At 43.2% G+C, this 23,076-nt stretch carries 18 protein-coding genes; 12 read left to right on the forward strand and 6 right to left on the reverse strand.

Going from position 1 to position 23,076, the window contains the following annotated elements:
* Positions 1-295: 295 nt before the first annotated feature.
* Entirely contained in the window at positions 296-1,396 is a 1,101-nt protein-coding gene (locus GPLA_RS01375) for a sterol desaturase family protein (RefSeq protein ID WP_007103004.1), read from the forward strand.
* Between the two features lie 260 nt (positions 1,397-1,656).
* Here the strand turns inward: GPLA_RS01375 and GPLA_RS01380 are convergent, their stop codons facing one another.
* The 3 genes from GPLA_RS01380 to GPLA_RS01390 all read right to left on the reverse strand — a co-directional run bounded on the left by GPLA_RS01380 (position 1,657) and on the right by GPLA_RS01390 (position 5,875).
* Positions 1,657-2,781: an AI-2E family transporter gene (locus GPLA_RS01380; RefSeq protein WP_007103006.1), complete on the reverse strand. Its 1,125-nt coding sequence runs from the start codon at positions 2,779-2,781 to the stop codon at positions 1,657-1,659.
* 125 nt (positions 2,782-2,906) lie between these two features.
* The gene (locus GPLA_RS01385) at positions 2,907-3,416 is read right to left on the reverse strand and encodes a DUF6702 family protein (RefSeq protein ID WP_007103007.1); all 510 of its coding nucleotides are present in this window, start codon (positions 3,414-3,416) and stop codon (positions 2,907-2,909) included.
* A 2-nt stretch (positions 3,417-3,418) separates the two neighbouring features.
* A complete protein-coding gene (locus tag GPLA_RS01390; RefSeq protein WP_007103008.1) occupies positions 3,419-5,875 on the reverse strand; it encodes a M1 family metallopeptidase in 2,457 nt (818 codons plus the stop codon).
* Positions 5,876-6,180: 305 nt separating this feature from the next.
* On the opposite strand from GPLA_RS01390, the gene proB reads away from it, so the two are divergent.
* From proB to GPLA_RS01420, 6 genes are all read left to right on the forward strand, one after another.
* A complete protein-coding gene (gene proB, locus GPLA_RS01395) occupies positions 6,181-7,278 on the forward strand; it encodes a glutamate 5-kinase (protein ID WP_007103009.1) in 1,098 nt (365 codons plus the stop codon).
* A gap of 51 nt (positions 7,279-7,329) precedes the next feature.
* Positions 7,330-8,580, forward strand: coding sequence for a glutamate-5-semialdehyde dehydrogenase (locus tag GPLA_RS01400; protein ID WP_007103010.1), 1,251 nt, complete (start codon positions 7,330-7,332; stop codon positions 8,578-8,580).
* 447 nt (positions 8,581-9,027) lie between these two features.
* Entirely contained in the window at positions 9,028-10,320 is a 1,293-nt protein-coding gene (locus GPLA_RS01405; protein ID WP_007103011.1) for an NAD(P)/FAD-dependent oxidoreductase, read from the forward strand.
* Between the two features lie 231 nt (positions 10,321-10,551).
* Positions 10,552-11,961: a nidogen-like domain-containing protein gene (locus tag GPLA_RS01410; RefSeq protein WP_007103012.1), complete on the forward strand. Its 1,410-nt coding sequence runs from the start codon at positions 10,552-10,554 to the stop codon at positions 11,959-11,961.
* 64 nt (positions 11,962-12,025) lie between these two features.
* Positions 12,026-12,514: an invasion associated locus B family protein gene (locus GPLA_RS01415; RefSeq protein ID WP_007103013.1), complete on the forward strand. Its 489-nt coding sequence runs from the start codon at positions 12,026-12,028 to the stop codon at positions 12,512-12,514.
* A gap of 241 nt (positions 12,515-12,755) precedes the next feature.
* The gene (locus tag GPLA_RS01420) at positions 12,756-14,651 is read left to right on the forward strand and encodes a hypothetical protein (protein ID WP_007103014.1); all 1,896 of its coding nucleotides are present in this window, start codon (positions 12,756-12,758) and stop codon (positions 14,649-14,651) included.
* Positions 14,652-14,692: 41 nt separating this feature from the next.
* Here the strand turns inward: GPLA_RS01420 and GPLA_RS01425 are convergent, their stop codons facing one another.
* Positions 14,693-16,156: a M20 family peptidase gene (locus tag GPLA_RS01425; RefSeq protein WP_007103015.1), complete on the reverse strand. Its 1,464-nt coding sequence runs from the start codon at positions 16,154-16,156 to the stop codon at positions 14,693-14,695.
* 73 nt (positions 16,157-16,229) lie between these two features.
* Here GPLA_RS01425 and GPLA_RS01430 point away from each other — a divergent pair, with 73 nt between their 5' ends.
* The 5 genes from GPLA_RS01430 to GPLA_RS01450 all read left to right on the forward strand — a co-directional run bounded on the left by GPLA_RS01430 (position 16,230) and on the right by GPLA_RS01450 (position 20,609).
* Positions 16,230-17,126, forward strand: a complete 897-nt coding sequence (locus GPLA_RS01430; RefSeq protein ID WP_007103016.1) for a DMT family transporter — start codon at positions 16,230-16,232, stop codon at positions 17,124-17,126.
* Between the two features lie 83 nt (positions 17,127-17,209).
* The gene (can, locus tag GPLA_RS01435; protein WP_007103017.1) at positions 17,210-17,806 is read left to right on the forward strand and encodes a carbonate dehydratase; all 597 of its coding nucleotides are present in this window, start codon (positions 17,210-17,212) and stop codon (positions 17,804-17,806) included.
* A 3-nt stretch (positions 17,807-17,809) separates the two neighbouring features.
* On the forward strand, positions 17,810-18,301 hold the full coding sequence (locus GPLA_RS01440; RefSeq protein ID WP_007103018.1) for a SixA phosphatase family protein: 492 nt from the start codon (positions 17,810-17,812) through the stop codon (positions 18,299-18,301).
* Between the two features lie 237 nt (positions 18,302-18,538).
* Positions 18,539-19,771 carry a multidrug effflux MFS transporter gene (locus GPLA_RS01445; protein ID WP_007103019.1) on the forward strand — a complete coding sequence of 411 codons (1,233 nt, stop codon included), beginning with the start codon at positions 18,539-18,541 and terminating at the stop codon, positions 19,769-19,771.
* 190 nt (positions 19,772-19,961) lie between these two features.
* Positions 19,962-20,609 (forward strand): OmpA family protein, encoded by a 648-nt coding sequence (locus GPLA_RS01450; protein ID WP_007103020.1) that lies wholly within the window; start codon positions 19,962-19,964, stop codon positions 20,607-20,609.
* A 132-nt stretch (positions 20,610-20,741) separates the two neighbouring features.
* Here GPLA_RS01450 and GPLA_RS01455 read toward each other — a convergent pair whose 3' ends face one another.
* Entirely contained in the window at positions 20,742-21,053 is a 312-nt protein-coding gene (locus GPLA_RS01455) for a hypothetical protein (RefSeq protein ID WP_007103021.1), read from the reverse strand.
* A gap of 427 nt (positions 21,054-21,480) precedes the next feature.
* Positions 21,481-22,965, reverse strand: coding sequence for a ketol-acid reductoisomerase (gene ilvC / locus GPLA_RS01460; RefSeq protein ID WP_007103022.1), 1,485 nt, complete (start codon positions 22,963-22,965; stop codon positions 21,481-21,483).
* Positions 22,966-23,076: the final 111 nt, after the last annotated feature.

Raw genomic sequence — 23,076 nt, forward strand, 5'->3', positions numbered from 1 at the left:
AACTCTGTGCAATTAATTGAGACAGACTGATCTGGGTAAAATTCAATTAAGCCCGCAAAAAACGAATAAATGTTAATATAATGTTGCTAACAAGTGGCGAACATCTTAATTTACCACGGGATATAGCTGTTTACGTTTGATTAAGGTTTTAGTTCAATGAGTTACATTATTTATGCGATCCCATTCTTTTTTCTGCTGATTGCGTTCGAGTTAGTGGCCGAGCGGATCAAAAAAAACGACTTATTATCGGACCAACGATGCGATTAATAGTCTCACTGCAGGTGTACTGAGTCAGATGTTTGGTATTTTAAAGGCGCTTGTGCCTTTTACCTTGTACGTTTTTTTATATGAAAATTTTGCCCTTTTTTCGCTAGCAGACAATGCTTGGTTAATATTGCTGGCCTTTGTGCTATACGATTTTTGCTATTACTGGAATCATCGACTGGGTCACGAAATGAGTATCTTATGGGCCGCTCATGTGGTGCATCATTCCAGTGAGGAATACAACCTGACTACTGCATTACGGCAAACTAGCGGCAGTTTTTTAAGTTGGATTTTCTATTTGCCGTTAGCCTTTATTGGAGTCGATCCTTTGCTGCTTTTAAGCGTGGGCTCTCTTAATCTAATCTATCAGTTTTGGGTTCACACTCAACATATCAAAAAATTAGGTTGGCTTGAGTGGGTTTTTGTGACCCCATCAAATCACCGAGCGCACCATGCACAAAACCAAGTTTATATAGATCGGAATTACGGTGGGGTTTTCATCATTTGGGATCGCCTATTTGGCTCGTTTCAAGAGGAATTGGACCAAGAGCCCGTTATTTTTGGTATCCGTAAAGCGTTGCACAGTTGGAACCCTATTTATGCCAATATACATGTTTATCAACAGCTGATTAAAGACAGTTGGCGTACAAAGCGTTGGTCCGACAAATTGAGGGTGTGGTTTGGTAAGACTGGTTGGCGTCCGGCGGATATGGAGCGCGATTACCCCCTTGGTCGAGTGGATTTAACACGCTTCAAAAAATTTGATATCCCGTTAAGCACATTACGTAAAGTGTATGGATTGCTCCAGCATGGACTTACGACCCTGATTGGCTTGATGTTTCTATTAAATATCACCAATCTGGCCATAGCCCAGCAATTGGCCATTATCGGTTGGGTCGTTTACGCCAGTGTATCTGTGGGGGAAATTCTCGCTTATAAAGTCGCTGGCTGGTGGTTAGAAATCGGCAAATATCTGTCGTTAGGTTTAGTGATATTGACCCAACCATTAGTTGGTTGGTTTGCATTAACTTTGGGGCTGTTTGCCCTCATTAGCTTAGTTATGTGGCCTAGATTAAAAAAAGAGCATAAGCACATAGATGAAGAAAAAGTGGATTTAGCCACTACGGGTTAAATCACTCTTTACTTTTGTTAATTTAATACCTGTGAAAGTAGGATTATTAACGGTTTTCAATCGTATTATGTACGAATAGATAAGCGTAGTAGCAGCATAAGGCAATGATAATTCCTATGCCAAGAATAGATCCCCAAGCGACGGGATCTGTCAGTATTAATGCCATCATGTGTAGTTTCCCCTAAGTGATTTGATATCACTATGCTAGCGAAAACCTCAGTGTATAATTTGATCAGGATCAATTTTTATAGATGTGACAATTAGTGGCTTTTTGCTTCTATTATTTTTAGCCAGTGAGGCCAAATATTTAGCTGGGCTAAGATTAATTTTATACATACCAGTAACGGCACCGCTAAAAGAACGCCTACAGCACCCCACAACCAGCCCCAAACCAATAGCCATAAAACAACGATAAGCGGATTAAGTTGCATGTTGCGTCCTAGTATCGTAGGGGTAACAAACTGCGACTCAATAAGGTTCAATCCAAAATAAACGGCGGGGGGAACAAGCGCGGTGACTTGCACACCAAACTGGACTAAGCCTGCTAAGGTTAATATAGTCGCGCCAATTAACGACCCTACATAGGGAATAAAGTTTAATAGCCCCGCTAATACCCCCCAAAGCAACGCATCTTCAATACCAATTAAATACAAAACTAACGCGGTGCTTAAGCCAAGCCCCGCATTGATAATACTCACGGTGACTATGTAACGAGATAACTCTGTCTGGATTGTGGCAACTAAGCATCTCGCCTGGTCTTTGTCAGTGATTTTTGGAAAGTGCTGAATAAACGCTTCAAAGAGCTTGGGACCAAAAATCAGTAAAAAGAGGGTTAGTATTACTCCTGTCATCAGCTGAGCCAATATCAAGGGTGTGCTTGAGAGCACAGACAGCATTATCTCTAGACCACCCTGTTTTAAGCGTTGCGACATGGCATTTTCATCACTTTTAGTCGGTGTTTTTTCTGCTTTCTTAGCGAACATCCCAAAAAAACTGAATCCCTCATCATCCTTTTTTGCGGACGCGTTATTTTTGTTTTCTCCTTCTATAGCATCACTGAACGAATCAAGTTGCTCGGTTACGTGTTGGGTGAGTTCAGGAACCAGTTTTACCCACTTTTGCGCAGGCTCCGCTAACTCAGCACCAAGAAATGTGAATGGCGCGATTAATGTAGAAACCAATAAGAACGCAGAAATAGTACGGGGAATATGCAAACGCTGAAGCCCAGCGACGAGCGGGCTTAAAAGAAGTGCTATCAATGAGGTAACAATGAGTGGCATCAATAAGCTTTGGGCGAAATAAAGCGTGTATAAAACGCCTAAAAAAAGTAACCAAACAGCAGGTTCGGTTTTTTTAGACCCGTGCTGACTAGAAATTATTGTCATTGATGTCTCATGTAATGTGGTTAACTCCCATTAGAATACACGGGAATCGGATTAGGCGAGATATAAAAATGTCCGGTAGATATTTCGGACATTCTGGGTGTTCTAGCGTGAGGCGAAAGTCTCAATTAATGATGATCAAATTCTACTTTGAGAAGCTCAATCGAGTCTTCAAATGTCAGGGTTTGTAAATCACCCTTACCTTCAACATTGATTGTATTTATTTGGCTTGGCCATAGATCACGCAGTGCGTCATGGCTGATCACCAGATTATTGAGCTTTTCGGGTTGATGGGTTTCTTGATAGACCCAAAAAAATTTGCCATCTATTTCGAAGCCCGCTGATTTTAACAGGATTAGCTGACCATCCTCCCGTGCCATCGTAAAACGTTGACTGACATATTGGCTAAATTGTTGTTGGGTTTTTAAAGAATCAATGATATCTGCATTTTTGCCAAAAATGTGCCGAACCGCATGTTCGGCATCATGCAAGTTAAATCGATGCATGACTTCTATGTTATCGGTACGAGGATTAAATAACACGGTACTGATGGCGGTTTTCTGCTGATGAGAAAACGCCGAACTTGCTACTAATAACAGTAGCAAGCCAGCACAAGTGCGAGACAAAAACTTAATCATGATTAATCGTTGTTCTCATCTTCATCATCATTATCGCTTTTCAGCTCCGTTTTGATGTCTTGCATGATATCGCGAGATACTTTTTTGGTGCTTTTCTTGGCTTTATAAGCCTCAATGCGCGAAGGTATGATTTTACGAGGATAATCATTGTTACTTACGTCAACATCAGCTGTTTCCCAGCGAGGGTCAATTGATACACTGACCAATTCCTGGTCTTTATCAGTCACGATTAACTTGCTCACTGCTTTGGGGGTACGACGCCAAATTTCAGCAGGAATATATTGATTCTGCGTAGTGCCGTCAGCAAAGGTAAGCTCTAAAATAATTGGCATAACTAGCCCGCCTTTATTAGAGAAATCAAGAACATAGTAGTTCTTATCTTCTTTCACTGCGCGTTCAAAAGCGGTGCGCTCCCAAGGCTCTAGGTCTTTCAGAAATTTATTGTATTTATTACGCTCTTTATTGGTCACAGTGAAGCGATCATTTTCGTCGTAGAAATCACTGATATCAGGAAAGCGTTCAACCCATAACTGCTTGCCTTCAGCTTTATTGCGCTCGTCTGTTATCGACAGTGGTTTATCGAGCTCTTCTTGACGTTGACGATCGAAGTCTATGTCAGGGTTTTTAGTATCTAGGCGCAGTTTAGATATTTTGTCTAACGAGATATCAACGTGATCTGTGGTGTAAAACCAACCACGCCAGAACCAATCAAGATCAACACCACTGGCTTCTTCCATGGTACGGAAAAAATCAGACGGTGTAGGACGTTTGAACATCCAGCGCTGAGCGTATTCTTTGAATGCAAAATCAAATAACTCCCGGCCTAAAATCGTTTCGCGCAGAATATTAAGCGCGACAGCGGGCTTAGTGTAGGCATTGGGACCAAGGTGTAAAACACTGTCAGATTGAGTCATGACAGGCACCTGTGAAGATGATTTCATGTAACCCACAACGTCACGTGGCTCAACACCCCAAGGAACCGTTGGATCCCACTCACGACCAGCAACGCCATCTAAGAAACTGTTTAAGCCTTCATCCATCCAAGACCACTGACGTTCATCTGAGTTAACTATCATTGGGAAATAGTTGTGCCCTACTTCGTGGATCACAACACCTATCAAAAAGCGCTTTTCTGCTTGAGAATAGGTACGACTGCCGTCATCCTGCAATTCAGTGCGTGGACCGTTAAAGGAGATCATTGGATATTCCATACCGCCTACAGGGCCATTGACGGACTGAGCAGTTGGATATGGATAATCAAATGAGAAGCGAGAATACACGTCTAATGTATGTACAACAGACTCGGTAGAATATTTCTTCCACAAGTCTCCCCCTTCTTTGGGATAAAACGACATTGCCATGACTAAGTCTTGCTCGGCGCCCTGTTGTTTATGGCCTTTAGCGTCCCACATAAATTTACGAGATGACGCCCAAGCAAAATCACGCACATTCTTAGCGCTGAACTTCCAAGTTTTTTCTTTGCTGCTCGCTTCTTTTTCGTTTTCTAACGCTTCCTCTGCTGTTACAACAAACACAGGGCGTGAAGCCGTTTCTGCTTCTTTTAGGCGTTTGCGCTGAGCAGAAGTGAGTACTTGCTTAGGGTTTTGCAACACACCGGTTGAACTCACGATGTGATCGCTAGGTACTGTCATTTCAACGTCGTAGTTACCGAATTCAAGGGTAAACTCACCACGACCAATAAACTCTTTGTTGGTCCATGCTTCGTAGTCGGTATAAGCATGTAAACGCGGGAACCACTGGGCCAATAAGAATATATCGTTGCCGCCTTCGCGCTCATCGTCTGGAAAATGTTCATAACCAGAACGAGCTGACACCGCATCTTCTTCGACTATGTTGTATGCGTAATCGATCGCGAACGCCACTGACTCACCTGACGGCAAAGGCTTAGCTAGGTCGATTCGCATGTTTGTGCCGACAATAACGTGGTGCAACGTATTACCTGTAGCATCAACGACTTTTTGAATGTCATAACCCAGTTCGTGATCCGCTACAAACTGATCTCGACGTAACGCTGCTAAGCTTAGTTGGGCTGGCTTGTCACCATTAGCACCTTGGGTTGCGGGTCCTCTTGCGCCAATACCACCAAACGTTGTTGTCATGGCTGACATTGAGTCATTTCTGAATTTATTTTGATCTAGTTGCAACCATAAATACTTGAGCGTATCGGGTGAATTGTTGTTATAGGTAATGTTTTCGTTGGCTTCTAAACGACGTTTTTCTTCGTTTAAGTGCACCTTAATTTTGTAATCAACTGCTTGTTGCCAATATTGGTGGCCGGGTTGGCCTGCCGCATTTCGGTATACATTTGGAGTAGGAAGTGATTCATCGAGTTGGCGAAACTTGTCTGAAAAGTCGCCTTTGGTTTGTTCTATTGCGGCATTCGCTGCGCTTATCGATAGCAGCGACAGTAATGCTGTAGTGATTATTTTATTAAACATGTTATTCCCTGACGTTTTTAGTACGAACTGCATTGAATTAGTTATTATTTTTCAGCGCAGCCAGTCATATTATTACAAATGTCGAATAAGATCTCGGTGTGAGCAGTAATTACGCCTTACTGGTTTGTAAGAAAATTGTACAGTTTTCTTAAATACACATTTAGTCATCTGTTATGCGTACTTTCGATGGATTCATTGGGCTAGACATATTTTGTGCCGAAAAGGCCATAGCTTATAACGACAAAAGCTTGTTTCTAAACTGGTTTGTCGTACTCTAACGGAATACTTATTAGGTAGGATTTCACATGTCACAGTTCGCGTGGCAACGGGCCGTTATCAAAGTCGGTAGCGCCCTCATAGCGCCAGACGGTAATGCATGCAGTAGTCAGTTTTTGCTGCCCATCGCGCAGTTCATTTGCGCCAGTCGAGCACAGGGAAAAGAGGTGATTTTGGTTTCTTCAGGCAGTGTTGCGGCTGGGCGCAGTAAAATAGCCTATAAACACTTTCCTTCTATTGCTGAAAAACAGGCTATGGCAGCTGTTGGGCAAACCCAAATGATGGCCAATTGGGCACAATTATTTGACTTTGATTGTGCGCAAATATTACTTACCTCAGACGATCTACATAATCGCACGCGCTACGTTAATATCAAGAATACCTTGCGTGAATTGCTGCGTAACCATGCCTTACCAATAGTGAATGAAAACGACACTGTGGTGATTAATGAATTGAAAGTCGGTGATAACGACAACTTGGCTGCATACACCGCGCTGGTGGCACAAGCGGATACGTTGATTATATGCTCCGACATTGATGGCTTATATGATGCCGATCCGAGAAAAAACCCACACGCACGGTTTATTCCTAAGGTGCACGAAATCAATCAGCAGATCCATGATTTGGCCGGCGGTGCAGGTACCAGTGTCGGTACAGGTGGTATGCGCACCAAAATTCAAGCTGCAGAAAAGTGTGCTAAAAGCGGCATTCAAACTTTAATCGTGAATGGCCGTAATGCTGATGTGTTTGCACAACTTAGCCAGGGTAAACAACCGGGGACGCTGTTCGTTCCGAGTAAAAACCGCGACGGTGCCCGAACCCAATGGCTACGCCATACTTTGCGTTCTAAAGGAACGTTGGTGATTGACGTGGGAGCTCGTCAGGCGTTAATGCACAAAGGTGCATCTCTTTTACCTTCAGGTATTACCAGTGTGCTTGGTTCGTTTAAACCGGGTGAAGCAGTTGATATTCGCTGTAAAGACCAGATAATAGCTAAAGGTTTATCTTTGTATAGCAATAGTGAATTAGTGAAAATTAAAGGCCAGCAAAGTGACAAAATTGACACCTTGTTAGGCTATTCCTCTGGCGAAGTAGTCATTCATCGCGACGATATGGTTTTACTCTAAGTTGCTTTGGTTTTTAGTGCCAACTACCACCAATTTATAAGGTTTATTAGAATGGAATTTTCAATTGCTCAAGCGGCAAAAGCGGCGCGTATTGCTTCACGTCAGATTGCTAAGCTCTCTGCTGTACAAAAAGAGACATTGTTAAAAGATATTGCCCAGCGCATGCTGGCACAAACTGACGGTATCATTGCAGCCAATAAACAAGATTTAAGCGCCGGGCGCGAAAACAATCTTGATGACGCCATGCTCGACAGATTATTGCTCACCCCCGAACGCATTCAAAAAATTGCCCATGCGGTCAACGACATTGCAGCCCAAGCGGATCCAGTGGGCAGTATTGAGCATATGCAACAAATGCCCAGTGGCATTCAAGTGGGTAAGATGCGGATCCCTTTAGGGGTTATCGCAATGATTTATGAATCCCGGCCGAATGTGACCATAGATGCTGCTGCTCTTTGTCTAAAAGCCGGTAATGCAGTGATATTGCGGGGTGGAAAAGAAGCCCTTCATTCAAACTTAGCCTTGGCTGAGTGTATTAGTTTTGCTCTGGATAAAAATGGTTTAGATCCCGCGGCAGTCGTGGTTGTACCAAACCCAGATCGTGCTGTGATGAATGAATTGATGACTCTGAATCAAGATATCGATTTGATTATTCCCCGTGGTGGTGAGGGCTTGATCCGCTTTGTTAGTGAAAATAGTCGTATCCCGGTTATTCAACATTATAAAGGTGTGTGTCACCTATATGTGGATGACGCCGCTGATGAGAGCAAAGCCCTTAACCTATTAAAAAACGGTAAAACCCAGCGTACTGGCGTCTGCAACTCTTTAGAAACGCTATTGGTACATCAAGATATTGCACCTACTTTTATGTTAAAAGTTAGGGCGCTGTTTGATGAATTTAAGGTCAAAGTCCACGCCTGTGAACGCAGTCTGGGGTATTTTGAAAATGCTGCTCTTGCGAGCGAAGATGATTGGCATGCAGAGTATCTGGCGATGGAGATAGCAGTGCGGATTGTGGATGACTTTGATGCCGCCATAGAACATATTGAAACCTATAGCTCCGGTCATACTGAAGTGATTGCAACGCAAGACTTTAGCCGTGCTCAAGCGTTTATCCGCACGTTAAACTCAGCTGTGGTCATGGCCAATGCATCATCTCGTTTCTCAGACGGTGGTGAGCTAGGTTTAGGGGCGGAAATAGGCATTTCTACCAGTAAGCTTCACGCATATGGTCCAATGGGGGCTGAGTCGTTAACCACCCAGAAATTTATCGTATTAGGTGATGGTGAAGTGCGGGCCTAAAACCTTACGTCGTCACAGCAAATAAGTATCGGGCGCGGTCGTGCGCCCATGCTCTCTGGGAGTTCATGTTGAACATCTTATCGGTGTTGATACCGTTTCACATTGTTAGCGCATTAGCGCCCTTGCATGCTGGGTGTAAAACCCTCACGGCTAAGCTACAGTGCAGCGTTTCTGGCTGGCTTCTCAGCTTGGTACCTCGTGCGCCGCTAATTATATGTAAATATATCATTTTAAGTCGCCCTCGCGATATTGGTAAGCGGTTACTTACTCAAGGCAAATCTATAAAGCGCCTGACAAACTCCCTCGAGCTAAACCCCTTATTCGTCTTAAGCTGTTATTCAGCTGTATCTTTTTGCCGATTATTCGCTGCTTTTCCCGCTCAACTTGAGCGTTTAGCCATAGGCATAAATAAACCCAATTCTATCGCAACTTTAAAAGGTAATTATTATGAAACGTATAGTCGTAGTAGGCGGCGGGGCGGGTGGTCTTGAGTTAGTTGCTCAATTAAGTCGCTATTGTCGCAAGCATGCTGCTGTTGAATTGGTCTTGGTTGACAAGGTGAGAACCCACGTCTGGAAACCGCTGTTACACGAAGTAGCCGCAGGTATTATAGATAAAAACTCTGATGGGGTGGACTACCGTATTCATGCTTCGCGCCTTAAATATCAATTTCAACAAGGTACGTTAAAAGGAATTGATCAACTTAATAAATCAATCGCGCTTGATGCGTTGTACGATGAAGAAGGCGAATTGATCCTGCCTGAGCGCAACATTGAGTACGATATATTAGTATTAGCAATTGGCAGTGTGAGCAACGATTTTGGCACTCCTGGGGTGAAGGAACACAGTTATTTTTTAGACTCCCTAGAGCAGGCTGAACGATTTCACCGCGCGTTGTTAAATCAAATGCTTAAGGTGAATCAGCCTAATACACAACAATCTATGCTGCGTGTATCGATTGTGGGTGCTGGTGCCACAGGTACCGAGTTAGCTGCGCAGTTGCATCATGTGGCAAATCTGTCTCGCGCTTATGGTATGCCAGAGATGTCTGCTCAGCGCTTAGAGATTTCCATCATTGAAGCGGGCCCACGCATATTACCCGCATTGCCTGAGCGTATTGCTAACGCGGCTAAGAATGCGCTGCAAAAAATTGGTGTGAAAATTTACGAGAACACCAAAGTGATTCGAGCGGAAAAAAAGGGCTTTGTCACCGCTGACGAGCAATTAATTGAAGCTGATTTGATGGTCTGGGCTGCAGGCGTTAAAGCACCAAACTTAATTAAAGCATTGGATATGTTTGAGACCAATCGCGCCCAACAGGTATTGGTGGACAAGCAACTTCGCGCGCAAAACTACCAAGACATTTACGTGTTGGGTGATTGCTGTGCGTTTCAGCAAGATGATGGTACTTGGGTGCCGCCCCGGGCACAATCGGCCCATCAAATGGCTTCCAAAGTATATAAAAATATTGTCAGCCAACTTCAGGGTAACGAACTTGAAGACTATAAATACAGTGACTATGGTTCGCTGGTGCATTTAAGCAAATACAGTACCGTCGGTAGCTTAATGGGGAATTTATCCAGTAGTAGTATGTTTGTGGAAGGGAAATTAGCCCGCTTGGTGTATACCTCTCTGTATAGTATGCATCAGTTTTCCGTACATGGCTGGTTAAAGGCTGTGCTAACCATGCTTAGCCGACGCGTGAGCAAATTTGTTGGACCCAAGCTTAAATTACATTAATTATCATTTACTTACCAAAGCCAAGCATTCGTCTTGGCTTTTTGTTGTTTTTTCGAGAATTTAATTCACCTTACTCAAATATTCAAAGTGTCAGGAAAAATTACACCTTGCTAAGTTAATACACGTAAAACAAAGTAACCTTTTGATTATTAACGAATTTAATTACTGGTCTGACAATTGCTTAATGGCTGTCTGATTCGATTTATATACAATAATTAAAGGATGTATTAAATGTACGATTTGAAAAAATTGGTCAAAGCAGTTGCACTATGTGGCGCATTTGCGGCGAGTGTTACTTCGCTCTCGGCTAACGCTAGTGTGTTGTTGGAAGGCTGGGATGGCGCGGGTGATTCTGGTTTCGGAACTATTGCGCTACCTAAAAATGACGATGGATCGAGTGACGAAATCGTTTTCAGTGAGTACGATGATCTCGGTTTTGACTCAGGGGTGAACTTCTTTGGTCGCACGCATAACTCATTCTATGTGAACAACAACGGCAATATCAGCTTTAATGGCTCTGTTGGTGAATTCACGCCTAACCCATTTCCAAATACTATCATTGCCGATGATGATTTCGAAGGCGGTGGAGAATGCGGTGAAGAATGTGAAGGTCCTGCGATCCCTGAAGGAGATCAAAATGATTTTGCGCGTTCTACCCTAAATGTTGAGAGTGAACCTGCTTTAAATACCATCGCTATGATCGCCCCTTTTTGGGCTGATGTTGATACCGGTTGTGAGGATTGCGGTGATGTTTTTATCGGCTCACCAAACGCTGAAACGCTAGTTATTACTTGGGATGCAGTGGGTTTTTTCCCTTCAGATAGCTCACTTACTAACACCTTTCAATTAGTTTTGATTGACCGGACTGATACCGGTGCAGGCAACTTCGACGTGGAATTCCGCTATGAAGACATCAATTGGACAACCGGTGATGCCTCTGAAGGTGAAAGTGGTCTGGGTGGCATACCAGCACAAGCGGGTTATGATGCAGGTGATGGTGTTAACTTCTTTACTGTCCCTGGTTCACGTACCAGCGAAGTGGTGAATTTGGATACCGCGGACAGTAATACTGGTACTGTAGGTATCTGGAAATTCGCTATTCGTGACGGGCAGTTACCCGGCGATAACGCTGAAAACCCTATACTACCGGTTATCAATCCTGAAACGCCAACTGACTATAACTTTGAATTTGTGATTATAGAGCCTGAAACGCCGATTTTTATCGACCCTGATGTAGCGGTAGGTTATGACTATATCGTCAATAGTGGTCCTAGCATTACGTCTGTAATGTTACCTACCGGTTTTGGCGATGACGTTTATGACCTTTGGTTATGGAATGACTTACTCATGGCATGGTACGACACAGGTGAAGATCTTTTGGGTGGTGATACCTATGACTTTATTACCGCTGTAGATCGTTTTCGAATTCTAGGTATTGAGACATCAGAAATGGTTGATCCTAATGACCCAACCGCATTTGTAACTGCGTTAACATTCGACTCTGCTGGCACAATCAATATAAATCAAAATGCCATTACTGAGTTTGTTGATGGCCCTCAAGCGGTTTCTGCGCCTGCTGGCTTAGGTATCTTCGCTTTATCTTTGTTGGTATTCTTACGCGCTAGAAAGCGTCGCGCTTAAGTTTAATTGAACAGTGAAAAGAGGAGCGATGGCTCCTCTTTTTTTGTCACAATGGAGTGTTTTTATGCGGTTAATTTTTGCTGTTTTTACCATGTTGTTCGTTGTATCTGGTGGCGCATATGCCCAGAGTAAACAAACGTTTGGCTCTTGGAGCCTATTGTGCGGTGACCAAGGAAATTGTTCCGTTAGTCAGCTAGTGGCAATGGATCCAGAAGGTAAAAAAGTTTTATTAGGCGCAAATATTAATTTTTCTATGTCTAATAGCTTTCCGGTACTAATGTTACGCATGCCTCCTAATTTAAACAAAACCAGCGGCGTGGGGATCAAGATTGACGATAATAAAGCCATTCAAGTTGCGCTCTCGCAATGTACGTCAGTGGCTTGTCAAAGTGTAATAAAGATAGATCAAACGTTATTTGCGGAATTGCGCGATGGTAAATTGGCCAAAGTGGCTTTTGCATTAGAGAAAAATAAACAGCTTACCCTGCCCTTATCTCTTGAAGGGTTTGCTGATGCTTACGAGGCATTACTCGCCACGCGGAAAACGTCTTAATAAATCACTTCTCTCCCTATTTAGGGAGGAAATACCCTATTACCTCCCTTTTTTATAAACATTATTTTTCATTTTATACTTCTTGTTCTGCTTTATTTCCTCTGTTCACTTAGGTAACTGAAGGCATTACTCTACGGAACTAGAAATTAGCTGTTTTGATCCACATGACTTATGTTATACAGTGTAAGCTTATGAAAAATAGACTGAAAATATTTTTCAGTCAATAAAAGGACGTACGTAAATGGCCTATGATTTTGGTACCAATACGCTGGGGATCAGCAACCCGTTTAAACCGGAAGGCGCAGCGAAAGCGGTTAGTGGCCTAGGGATAGTGGTGCTTGGCGTGATTGCGCTATTAGGCGTAGCTGATGATTTGAAAAGCGACATGGTGCTTGCGTGGGTTAATGCATTACTTGGCTTAACCTTGCTCACCTTAGGTTTACGTCATGCTGGTATCGGTTTATTTCAATTGTTTAAGTATTTTGTTGGCCGTTCTGTGCCAACGTCCCTTGCCTACAACCACAATTCAAGCGAAAAACAGAACGCTGAACGTGAACGACTGCAAACGGCTTATGATGCCCAAGAACTAGAATCTATGCTAATGGGACGTAAAAATGCGACGTTTACAGAACCTGAAGGATGGATCGCGCGCTTGATACATACCTTGGTGCCGCGATTGATATTTAACCCCTACCCGATCCGTAATTTTGTGCAAGAGCTTGGTGGATTAGTCTGTGCCACAGTTGTTGGGTTAATCGCCTTTGGGGCATCCTATTTTGTCTCGGTATCTGGTTTAGTTGGCAACTCTGGTGTGATAATTACTCCCATACTTTCCGTTTTATTACTGGTGTATTTGATTGTTCAGTGGCGAAATACATCCCACTCGTTAGCGGCACCTAATATGCGCAAGCTACAAGCCAAAACAGCTGCTAGTTTGGCCAAACTTTTGGTCTTCGCTATTGTGGTACCAATCGCAATCGGCTTTGCTTACAGCCAACTGGATAGTCGCTCGGCAGATCAAGTACAAGGGCTATTAGCAGATGTTGTGGCATTTGATGCTTGGTGGAATTTATTATTATTAATTGTAATGGTATTCACTGTGATCGGGTTATCTTGGGTCATGGTACGAGAGCGTTTGGCATTGGCAAACCCAAGTACAGAGGTCAGCGAGTTCCGTGAAAACCTGCAGGAATCTGTGCATCCTAACGAGATTTTTATCAATATTGAAAACATAGTATTGGCTAATCGACGTTACAAAGAAATTCCCAACCGCATGTATCAGGAATTTGATCCTAAGTTGCAAGAACAAAGTCAGGGGAAAGGCAGTTTTAAAGGCAAGTTACTGATTGAAACACAACCTGAATTTAGTCAACTAAACTACAGCGCCAAATTTAATGCATTTCGTTTACTCGCTACCATTGCCGCACAAATATTGATTTTTGCTGGGGCGTTACTGTTGTTTTTCACGGTGCAAGAAGGCTACCAGTTGTATCAGTTTATAGCGCAACAATTATTCAGCCTTGACGGGGTAAGCCAAGTCCGTGTTGATGCGATTTTGCATGACTTTGGTTTACAGTTAAGTGGCTTTTTAGTGATGTTATTTAGCTGGTTAACGATTTCCGCTGGAGCGACTATTTTAGCTAGAGGCACTAATTTATTCTGGGCTGAGATGCAATTCAGTAGTTTATTAATGTGGATGAAAACAGAAGGCACATTTACTGAGAGCAAGGTGTCTACCGGAATGTCGATTCACGACTCCACTCGTTCTGAAAATGTGGTGGTGCGCAGCTCTATTACCCCTTGGATAATCACGACTCGCGTGATGACATCTACGTTCGCCACTTCAGGCAGCAAAAATCTAGAGATGCCTCGCTACGTCATGCAAATGGATAAAAATACTCAAGAACTGCAAGGCATTGTTGGTGAAATCACGCAATTTTTACGCAAAAGAGAAGCGATTGCGTCGATCACTAACGAGCAAGACTTATCTAGCGCCGAAAATATCTATCGGGTGAATGAAGCAAGTCGTGCGAAACCTGATTTACTCGAAAGGCAAAACGTCACTGCAGAAAAACAGAAACTGGAGGAGCAAGCAGCAGGAAAGCTACGCCAAGATGAGGCGAATGAATCGTCTTGACGTAGTGGTTTGGCTTAGGTTAACCGCAAAGTAAAAGCGGGTTAGCCTTCGCCGGCCTGCTTGACCATAGCGTAGTAAAATTGAATGGCTTGCATATAGTCTTCAACCGCTATTTGCTCATTCACACCATGAAAACGTTTCATCGTTTGGGGATTTAGTCGCACCATCATAAAACGATAAACGTTGTCAGATAGCCCATAAAAATTTGATGCATCTGTGCCCCCCTGAACTAAATACGGCGCGACGAGTAAGTTTTGATCCAAACGTCGTATTGTCTGCTCAATAAGTTGGTATCCGTAAGTTTCGGTGGAAGACACGGGAGATGCTTCATTCGTCATGAAGGCCTCTATTTTTACATTTGGATTGCCTATCGCTTTGGTTATATGCTGGGTTACGCTCTGAATCGTATCTCCAGGTAATATTCTGAAGTTCACTACGGCTTCGGCTTGAGTGGGTAAAATATTCGATTTAGAACTGCCTTTAAGCATGGTTACAGCAGTGGATGTTCGAATGCTGGCGGCTGAACTTGGGCTTTTTAGCATCATGCTTTCAACCGCAGGTGAAAATAGCCACAAGTTAGACATGGGCAAACGTGTAGCCAAATCAGTGGCGAAGCCAATATGTTTAAATGTATTTTGAATAAAACGCATATCAGTCGTAAACGGGTTAGCTTCTACTTTTACGATTGCCTGAGCGAGAATACCTGCCGCTGTATGTGCTGGGGGTTGTGAGGAGTGTCCTCCAGGTGCGTTAACGGTTAAACGTAAATTAACAAAGCCCTTTTCAGCAATGCCGATTACCGCTACAGGCTCGGCTACGCCGGGCAGCATATCTTGAGTGACTACGCCGCCTTCATCGAGTACAAACTCAAATGTTATGTTTTTTTTGGCCAAAAATGCCGCGATTTGCTTGGCGCCATCTTTACCACCTGCTTCTTCATCGTGTCCAAAAGCGAAATAGATACTGCGCTTAGGTTGAATATTTTGCGCAAGTAGCATTTCCATAGACTCCATAAGTGCGACGACGCTGATTTTGTCATCTATCGTGCCGCGTCCCCAAATTACTCCGTCGATTACCTTGCCACTAAAAGGTGGTTGTTGCCATTGCTCTGCCGTCGCTTCATCGACCGGAACGACATCCATATGGCCCATAAAGAGCGCTGGCTTGAGCGTTGAGTCACTGCCTTTTAAGTGATAGAGCAAGCTATAGCCGTTAATTACGTCTAGGCTGGTTTTTTGATGTACAAGAGGGAAAGACGTTTTCATGTATTGTTGAAAAGCCAAGAAGGCTTTTTGGTCGAATTGGCTGCGGTCATCGTAAGATATGGTGGGTATTTGAATCGCTTGCGAAAAACGTTCTAATGCTGCTTGAGTATCTATATTTACCGTTGTGATTGGGCTTTCAACCACATATTGCTGGTCGCTATAAAAGCTATTCGCACGGTAAAATAACAGGCCGATTAACACTAGTATCACAACGGCAAAAGCTATTATTATTTTTTTCATATTTCGCTACTTATCATTCATTTAGAGATAGAATCGCCAGCCAGTATAACGCTATCTGATTCGGGTGATCTAGTTGTCTAATCCAGCCTTGTTTTCAATTGTTGCCCTTATTTGGGGAACGACATGGATTGCCATTACCTATCAGCTAGGCGAGACAAATCCAATTTTATCGGTGGCGGTGCGTTTTGCTCTGGCAGCGGTTATTTTAGGAGGGTTTTGTGTTTTACGCGGTTTGTCTTTGCGTTTGCCCAAGCACTTGCATATTAAGATGGCGGCGGCGGGTTTATGTTTATATGGTTTTGAATACAGTTTGTTGTATTTAAGTCAGCAATATATTGTCAGTGCCTTGGTTGCTTTAATGAGCTCTGGCATGATTTACGTCAATGTCGTGTTGCGACGTGTCATCCTTAAAAAGCCCATCCGCATGGAAGTGGTTATTGGAGCGGCATTTGGTATGCTCGGAATTGGATTGATTTTTTACCCGGAATTTGCCCACATTAAGGCCGATACCTTGCTTGTGTTCGGTATTGCCTTGGCACTTGCATCATTTTTATTTGCCGGTTTAGGAAATGTTTTGTCTGAGCGAATTCTTGACTATGGCACGCCTGTCATTCAGATGAATTTTTGGGCAATGAGTTATGGGACGCTAGGTATATTTTGCTTCGCGCTAGTGAGTGATGTTCAGTGGGTGTTACCCACACGCTGGGAATATTACCTCGCACTGACATATTTAACCGTTTTTGGCTCAGTTATTGCCTTTGGTGCGTATATGAAGTTAATTCGACAAATGGGCTCTGATAAAACCGCTTACGTGGTATTGGTTTATCCCATCGTTGCCTTATCAGTCTCGACCGTGTTTGAAGGTTACCAATGGTATTTGATTTCTTTACTGGGCGTGGTGTTTGTTTTATTAGGTAACGCGATCGCGATGGGGAAGTTGCCGATTACACGCATTTCAAGGATCATTTAGTTTATTCACATACAGCTGGGCAATGGTAAGAGCTGTTAGCCACTTCTGTTTCACTATACTGCGCATATTATAAGTGAGGGTTTATGAGCGATATATTACAACTTTTAGAAAACAATCGAGTTTGGTCAGAAGGCATGAAAGAGGCTGAGCCTGACTTTTTTGATAAATTATCTAAGCGACAGAAACCTGAATATCTTTGGATTGGTTGTTCGGATAGCCGTGTGCCGGCGAATCAGCTCTTGGGATTGTTGCCTGGTGATATTTTTGTTCACCGCAATGTGGCGAATTTAGTTGTGCACACCGACTTCAATTGCTTGTCTGTTTTGCAGTATGCGGTTGATGTACTAAAAGTTAAACACGTAATTGTGTGCGGCCATTATGGTTGTGGTGGTATAGATGCAGCGCTGCAAGATCAGCAGCTAGGATTAATCGATAATTGGCTGGAACATATAAAAGATATCGCTAAGTTTCACCAGGACGAATTGGCTAAGCTAAGTGGTGAGCAAAGATCAGCGCGTTTATGTGAGCTCAATGTTATCGAACAAGCGAATAATATTAGCCGCAGTAATATTATTAAAGCTGCCGCCGCCCGGGGACAAAATATTCGTATTCACAGTTGGATTTATAGCCTGCGAAATGGGCGAATTAAAGATCTAGCGCTAGCAAAGAGTGAAGGATAAAAAATGGCGTTAGCGAAGTACGCTTGTTCTGCGCTGGCAGTAATCACACTGCTTATTTTGGGCATGTCTAACAGCTACGCAGAGCAGAAATGGTATTTGCTCAGGCATTTTGAGAAAGAGTTAGGAGACAACCCAAAGTTAACTGAGCAAGGACATAGCCGTGCTCGCGCCTTAGCAACGTATTTTCGCTATATTCCCTTGTCCGGTGTTTACTCGACTGACTATCGACGTACGCAGCAAACGGCTGCCGATACCGCAACGTTGCATAAGCAAGCTGTCGTGACTTATGCACCTTCTGAACCCGAACAGTTTATTGACGAAATATCAGTTTTGAGCCATGTGCTCGTGGTCGGGCATAGTAATACCATACCTGACTTGGTTCGTGCACTTGGCGGAGAGGCTAAGGATTTAACTGAGCGAGATTATGGGCGGTTATTTATAGTCACACGTGATGGGGATAGTGTGATGACGCAGAGTGTAATCATTCCGTTCTAGCGGCAAACTTACTTAGTCGCTGATTTTTCATGGGAACGAGTTGTAATGTTTTTGTAGAGCTAATGTGATGTTTTACAATCGTTTTTTACGAAATCTTACAGTTTCCCATGAGCATTTCACCCATAACGAAATTCGATAAAGTTTTCTTACGTTAATTTGCCCAAGACACTGATAAAACGCTCAAGTCATACTTCAGTCGATGATAGAATCGGCGTTTATTCGAATAGAGGAATGATCATGCACAACGCCCGCCTGTCAAATGATGCCAAGATTAAGCCTGCTTTAGGGTTAGTCGAGTTTGTGGCCTTGATGGCGTTGATGACCTCTTTGGTCGCCTTGAGTATTGACGCCATGTTACCGGCGCTGAATCAAATTGCGCTGGATTTGGCGATCACTGACCCCCAAGACACACACTTGATTGTTTCTCTTTTTTTTATTGGTATGGCGTTTGGTCAACTGTATTTTGGTCCGGTTTCCGATGCCAAAGGCCGACGTTATACCATCATCACTGGGTTGATTGTTTTTGCGATTGGCACAGTCGTATGTATGTTTGCCGAATCATTAACTGTGCTTTTAGTTGGCCGTGTTATTCAAGCTTTTGGGGTCTCAGGTCCGAGAATTGCTGCGTTAGCCGTGATACGTGACCAGTACAAAGGCGAAGCCATGGCACGGGTCATGTCATTTATCATGATGGTGTTTATTCTGGTGCCTATGCTGGCACCTAGTTTCGGCCAAGCCATTTTGTTCTGGTTTTCTTGGCAACATATATTCTCCTCTTTCTTGGTTATCGGTTTACTTACCGGTATTTGGTATTTTCTGCGCCAGCCTGAGACCTTACCTAAAGATAAGCGAGTGCCTTTTAGTTGGGGGCAGCTTTATCATTCCAGTCGCTATATTCTGAGTAACAAGCTGGTCATGTTTTACACCTTTTCGATGGGATTAGTGTTTGGTGGCTTCCTTGCATATATCAGTGCCTCGCAGACTGTCTTTCAGGTTATCTATGACACAGGAGAGTTATTTCCTTTGTACTTTGCTTTGTTAGCCTTTTCTATCGGATTTGCCTCATTTATTAACGGCACCTTAGTCATGCGTTTAGGGATGCGTAAACTGTGTACTTGGGCTGTGTTTGGTTGGTTGGGATTCACTATCATATTACTGGTGATGTGTCTGATGTATGAGGGGATCCCTCCACTTAATTATTTAGTTAGTATTTTATTTGCGGCATTTTTCTGTATTGGCATCTTGTTTGGTAATCTTAATTCCATGGCTATGCAGCCCCTAGGCGATACAGCGGGACTTGGGGCGGCGATCATAGGCTCATTGAGTAGTATCATATCCGTCCCCTCAGCAGTGCTTGTCGGCAGTTTTATTGAAACAACAATGACGCCTATCGCGATTGGCTTTGTGGGGTTTGGGTTCGCTTCGTTTTTATTCTTCTGGTTTGCTGAACGACCCAAAGCGCAGCATTGATTTAATTTGGTCATATCATACCTCCAGAGCGTGGCTCTGGAGCCTTTCTTTTTTTACTCTGGAACAGTTCCTGCTTTAGTTGTGCGTTCATATGTAGTTCAGCTATTGGTTGGATAATTCAATTTATAAATTTTGCCTCACACAACGTAGTCGCAAAGTTAGGTCAAAGTCGTTTTATAAGGAGTCTCAGATGTACAAGAAACTGATTATTGGGGTAGCGTTATCAGGCTTAGTGTTAAGTGGGTGTGCGTCTAATTCCATGGGCAATGCCTCGAATACACAAAAGGGTGCAGGTATCGGTGCCATCGTGGGTGCGTTGATTGGTAAAGGCACAGGTGACAACGATAAGAGCCGCTACGTTTGGGGTGCCGCGGTAGGTGCTTTGGCAGGATCGGCCATTGGCAACTATATGGATAAGCAAGAACAGGAGTTTCGTGACGAGTTAGCGGACAGTGGTGTAGAGGTTTATCGTGAAGGTGATATTTTACGTTTGTATATGCCGGGTAGCATTACCTTTAGTTCAGGCAACGCCACAGTCGATGGCAGCTTTTACCCTGTGCTAAAAGATGTGGCTTTGGTCATTAATAAGTATGAAAAAACTACATTAATGGTGGAAGGTCATACCGACAACACTGGTGCAGATGATATGAATCAACGTCTATCAGAGGCTCGAGCTAATAGTGTGAAAAATTATTTAGTACAAAGTGGCGTCGATAGCAGACGCATTTCGACCTTGGGTATGGGCGAATACACACCGATTGCGGATAACGCAACGCAGGCGGGTCGTCAGAAGAACCGTCGTGTGGAACTTAAAATTATCCCTATGGGCAAGAACTAACCTGAAAAGACATTTGTGTTGATTGATTTACAATGAGGGCAATGCAACGTGCCTCATTGTTATCCTTAACAATGAAAGCATGACGTCGTTATTACGTAACTAATGAGGTATATCGGAGATTTGTGAGTGAGGTTATTTAACTAAACGAATAGCAGGACGCTGAACTTTCGTTGGTTCTATTTCAAGTACTTTTGAGCTACGAACACCATTTTTCATACGGTCATAACATACATACTTCATATCCAGTGACTCGCAAAATTTATAAATAGTTAAGAAGTCGCTTTTTGATAGTTCTTCGTTGTCTTTGGTTAGCTGTGTATCGATATACATTTGCTCGCCATTTGCAGTGAGCATGGCAACGGCAGAATACGGATCGCCATGTTTAGCGACTTTTAAAGCTCTAACCATTTTCACTTCAAAGACCCAATCGCCCATCTTCGTCATTCTGGTGATTCTTTCGCTCATTGGATTTCCTGTTGTCTTGGTCGGTGTATATTTGGGGGTTCGGGAACTAGTCTATAGCAATAGGCAGGCCATCTTTTTGCCCGCTAAATACAAGGGCTTGAGGCGAGCACTAAATATCATCTGTTGCTCTTTGGATACAGGTTGTGGATAGGATGGGGTAATTGTTAAAAAATTGTGCTGTCGGTTGTTGGTCTTCAAATTTGCAACTGATTTATATACAAAAAATTACACTTCAAGGTGTATGATTTTAGAAACACCGTAGTCCTGAACTTGAATGTTTCGACATAAGTTGCGACAAAATAATGTTACAGGCATAAAAAAGCCCAGCCAAATTGGCTGGGCAAAGAGGGCTTTTTACAGCACCTAACGACAGAAATCGTTTAATTAATAGGCGTTTTGAGAAGGGTTATACCGCTTCAACAATAGCTTTCATATCGGTCATGTAACCGCGTAACTTGTCGCCAACGCTTTCAACACCGTGCGCACGAATTGCTTTGTTTACAGAAACCAGTGTTTTGTTGTCAACACTATTGCTAGCGGCTGCGAAAGGCTTACCGATTAGCTCAGTACCTATGATTGGCATCAATTTTTCAGCAAGTAATGGAATCGCTGCGTTTGCGAACAGGTAATTACCGTATTCAGCTGTATCAGAAATAACCACGTTCATTTCATATAAACGCTTACGAGCGATGGTATTTGAAATCAATGGTGTTTCATGCAAAGACTCGTAGTATGCTGATTCAGGAAGAATGCCCGCTTCAACCATTACGTCAAATGCTAGCTCAACACCTGCTTTGATCATTGCTACGATAAATACACCGTTATCGAAAAATTCTTGCTCATCGATTTTACCCGTGTACTCAGGCGCGTTTTCAAAACCAGATTTCCCTGTTTCTTCACGCCATTTCAAAAGGTTAGCATCGCCGTTTGCCCAATCTTCCATCATAGTGCGTGAGAACTCACCGCTGATGATGTCGTCTTGATGTTTACCAAACAACGGGCTCAACATTTCCTTAAGCTGTTCAGATAATTCAAACGCTTTGACTTTCGCAGGGTTAGACAATCGGTCCATCATGTTAGTCACGCCACCGATCTTAAGTGCTTCGGTGATGGCTTCTAAACCAAACTGGATCAAGGCGCCTGCATAAGCAGGGTCAATACCGTCAGCAAGCATTTTCTCATAACCGAGAACTGCAGCAGCTTGTTGCATACCACATAGAATGGTTTGTTCGCCCATTAAGTCAGATTTAACTTCGGCAACAAATGATGATTCAAGTACGCCGGCTCGATCGCCACCTGTGGCACTTGCTAGTGCTTTGGCTATGTCCCAACCTTGTTGTTGAGGATCGTTTTCAGGGTGAACAGCGATAAGAGTTGGTACACCAAAACCGCGCTTGTATTCTTCACGAACTTCGGTACCTGGACATTTCGGCGCACACATTACAACGGTAATGTCTGAACGAATTTGCTGACCTTCTTCAACGATATTAAAACCGTGGGAGTAACCCAGTGCAGCGCCTTCTTTCATTAGAGGCATGATGGCTTCAACTACGCTTGAATGCTGTTTATCCGGCGTCAAGTTGTAAACCAAATCAGCACTTGGAATAAGTTCTTTATAAGTGCCTACGGTAAAACCATTACCGCTTGCACGCTGGAATGAATCACGTTTTTCATCGATAGCAGCTTGGCGTAATGCATAAGATACATCTAAGCCTGAATCGCGCATGTTAAGACCCTGGTTTAAGCCTTGGGCGCCGCAACCAACGATGACAATTTTTTTGCCTTTAAGAAAATTACAGCCTTCAGAAAATTCGCTGCGCTGCATGAATCGGCAACGACCAATTTGGTCTAGCTGCTGACGTAAAGATAATGTATTAAAATAATTTGCCATTGTATTCAATCCTATAAGTGCAACAAGTCAGTGACGATCTCGTGTGATGCTTACAATAGGGTATTTCTTCTGTTGTTTAAAATGATATATTTGCAACTTAACGTTTCATAT

Source organism: Paraglaciecola polaris LMG 21857, from assembly GCF_000315055.1.
Lineage (GTDB): Bacteria > Pseudomonadota > Gammaproteobacteria > Enterobacterales > Alteromonadaceae > Paraglaciecola > Paraglaciecola polaris.

Excerpts from the sequence above, each read along its gene's own strand:
- GPLA_RS01375 (WP_007103004.1), top strand. The coding sequence starts at position 296 with ATGTTTGGTATTTTAAAGGCGCTTGTGCCTTTTACCTTGTACGTTTTT.
- GPLA_RS01380 (WP_007103006.1), bottom strand. The coding sequence starts at position 2,781 with ATGACAATAATTTCTAGTCAGCACGGGTCTAAAAAAACCGAACCTGCT.
- GPLA_RS01385 (WP_007103007.1), bottom strand. The coding sequence starts at position 3,416 with ATGATTAAGTTTTTGTCTCGCACTTGTGCTGGCTTGCTACTGTTATTA.
- GPLA_RS01390 (WP_007103008.1), bottom strand. The coding sequence starts at position 5,875 with ATGTTTAATAAAATAATCACTACAGCATTACTGTCGCTGCTATCGATA.
- proB (WP_007103009.1), top strand. The coding sequence starts at position 6,181 with ATGTCACAGTTCGCGTGGCAACGGGCCGTTATCAAAGTCGGTAGCGCC.
- GPLA_RS01400 (WP_007103010.1), top strand. The coding sequence starts at position 7,330 with ATGGAATTTTCAATTGCTCAAGCGGCAAAAGCGGCGCGTATTGCTTCA.
- GPLA_RS01405 (WP_007103011.1), top strand. The coding sequence starts at position 9,028 with ATGAAACGTATAGTCGTAGTAGGCGGCGGGGCGGGTGGTCTTGAGTTA.
- GPLA_RS01410 (WP_007103012.1), top strand. The coding sequence starts at position 10,552 with ATGTACGATTTGAAAAAATTGGTCAAAGCAGTTGCACTATGTGGCGCA.
- GPLA_RS01415 (WP_007103013.1), top strand. The coding sequence starts at position 12,026 with ATGCGGTTAATTTTTGCTGTTTTTACCATGTTGTTCGTTGTATCTGGT.
- GPLA_RS01420 (WP_007103014.1), top strand. The coding sequence starts at position 12,756 with ATGGCCTATGATTTTGGTACCAATACGCTGGGGATCAGCAACCCGTTT.
- GPLA_RS01425 (WP_007103015.1), bottom strand. The coding sequence starts at position 16,156 with ATGAAAAAAATAATAATAGCTTTTGCCGTTGTGATACTAGTGTTAATC.
- can (WP_007103017.1), top strand. The coding sequence starts at position 17,210 with ATGAGCGATATATTACAACTTTTAGAAAACAATCGAGTTTGGTCAGAA.
- GPLA_RS01440 (WP_007103018.1), top strand. The coding sequence starts at position 17,810 with ATGGCGTTAGCGAAGTACGCTTGTTCTGCGCTGGCAGTAATCACACTG.
- GPLA_RS01445 (WP_007103019.1), top strand. The coding sequence starts at position 18,539 with ATGCACAACGCCCGCCTGTCAAATGATGCCAAGATTAAGCCTGCTTTA.
- GPLA_RS01450 (WP_007103020.1), top strand. The coding sequence starts at position 19,962 with ATGTACAAGAAACTGATTATTGGGGTAGCGTTATCAGGCTTAGTGTTA.
- GPLA_RS01455 (WP_007103021.1), bottom strand. The coding sequence starts at position 21,053 with ATGACGAAGATGGGCGATTGGGTCTTTGAAGTGAAAATGGTTAGAGCT.
- ilvC (WP_007103022.1), bottom strand. The coding sequence starts at position 22,965 with ATGGCAAATTATTTTAATACATTATCTTTACGTCAGCAGCTAGACCAA.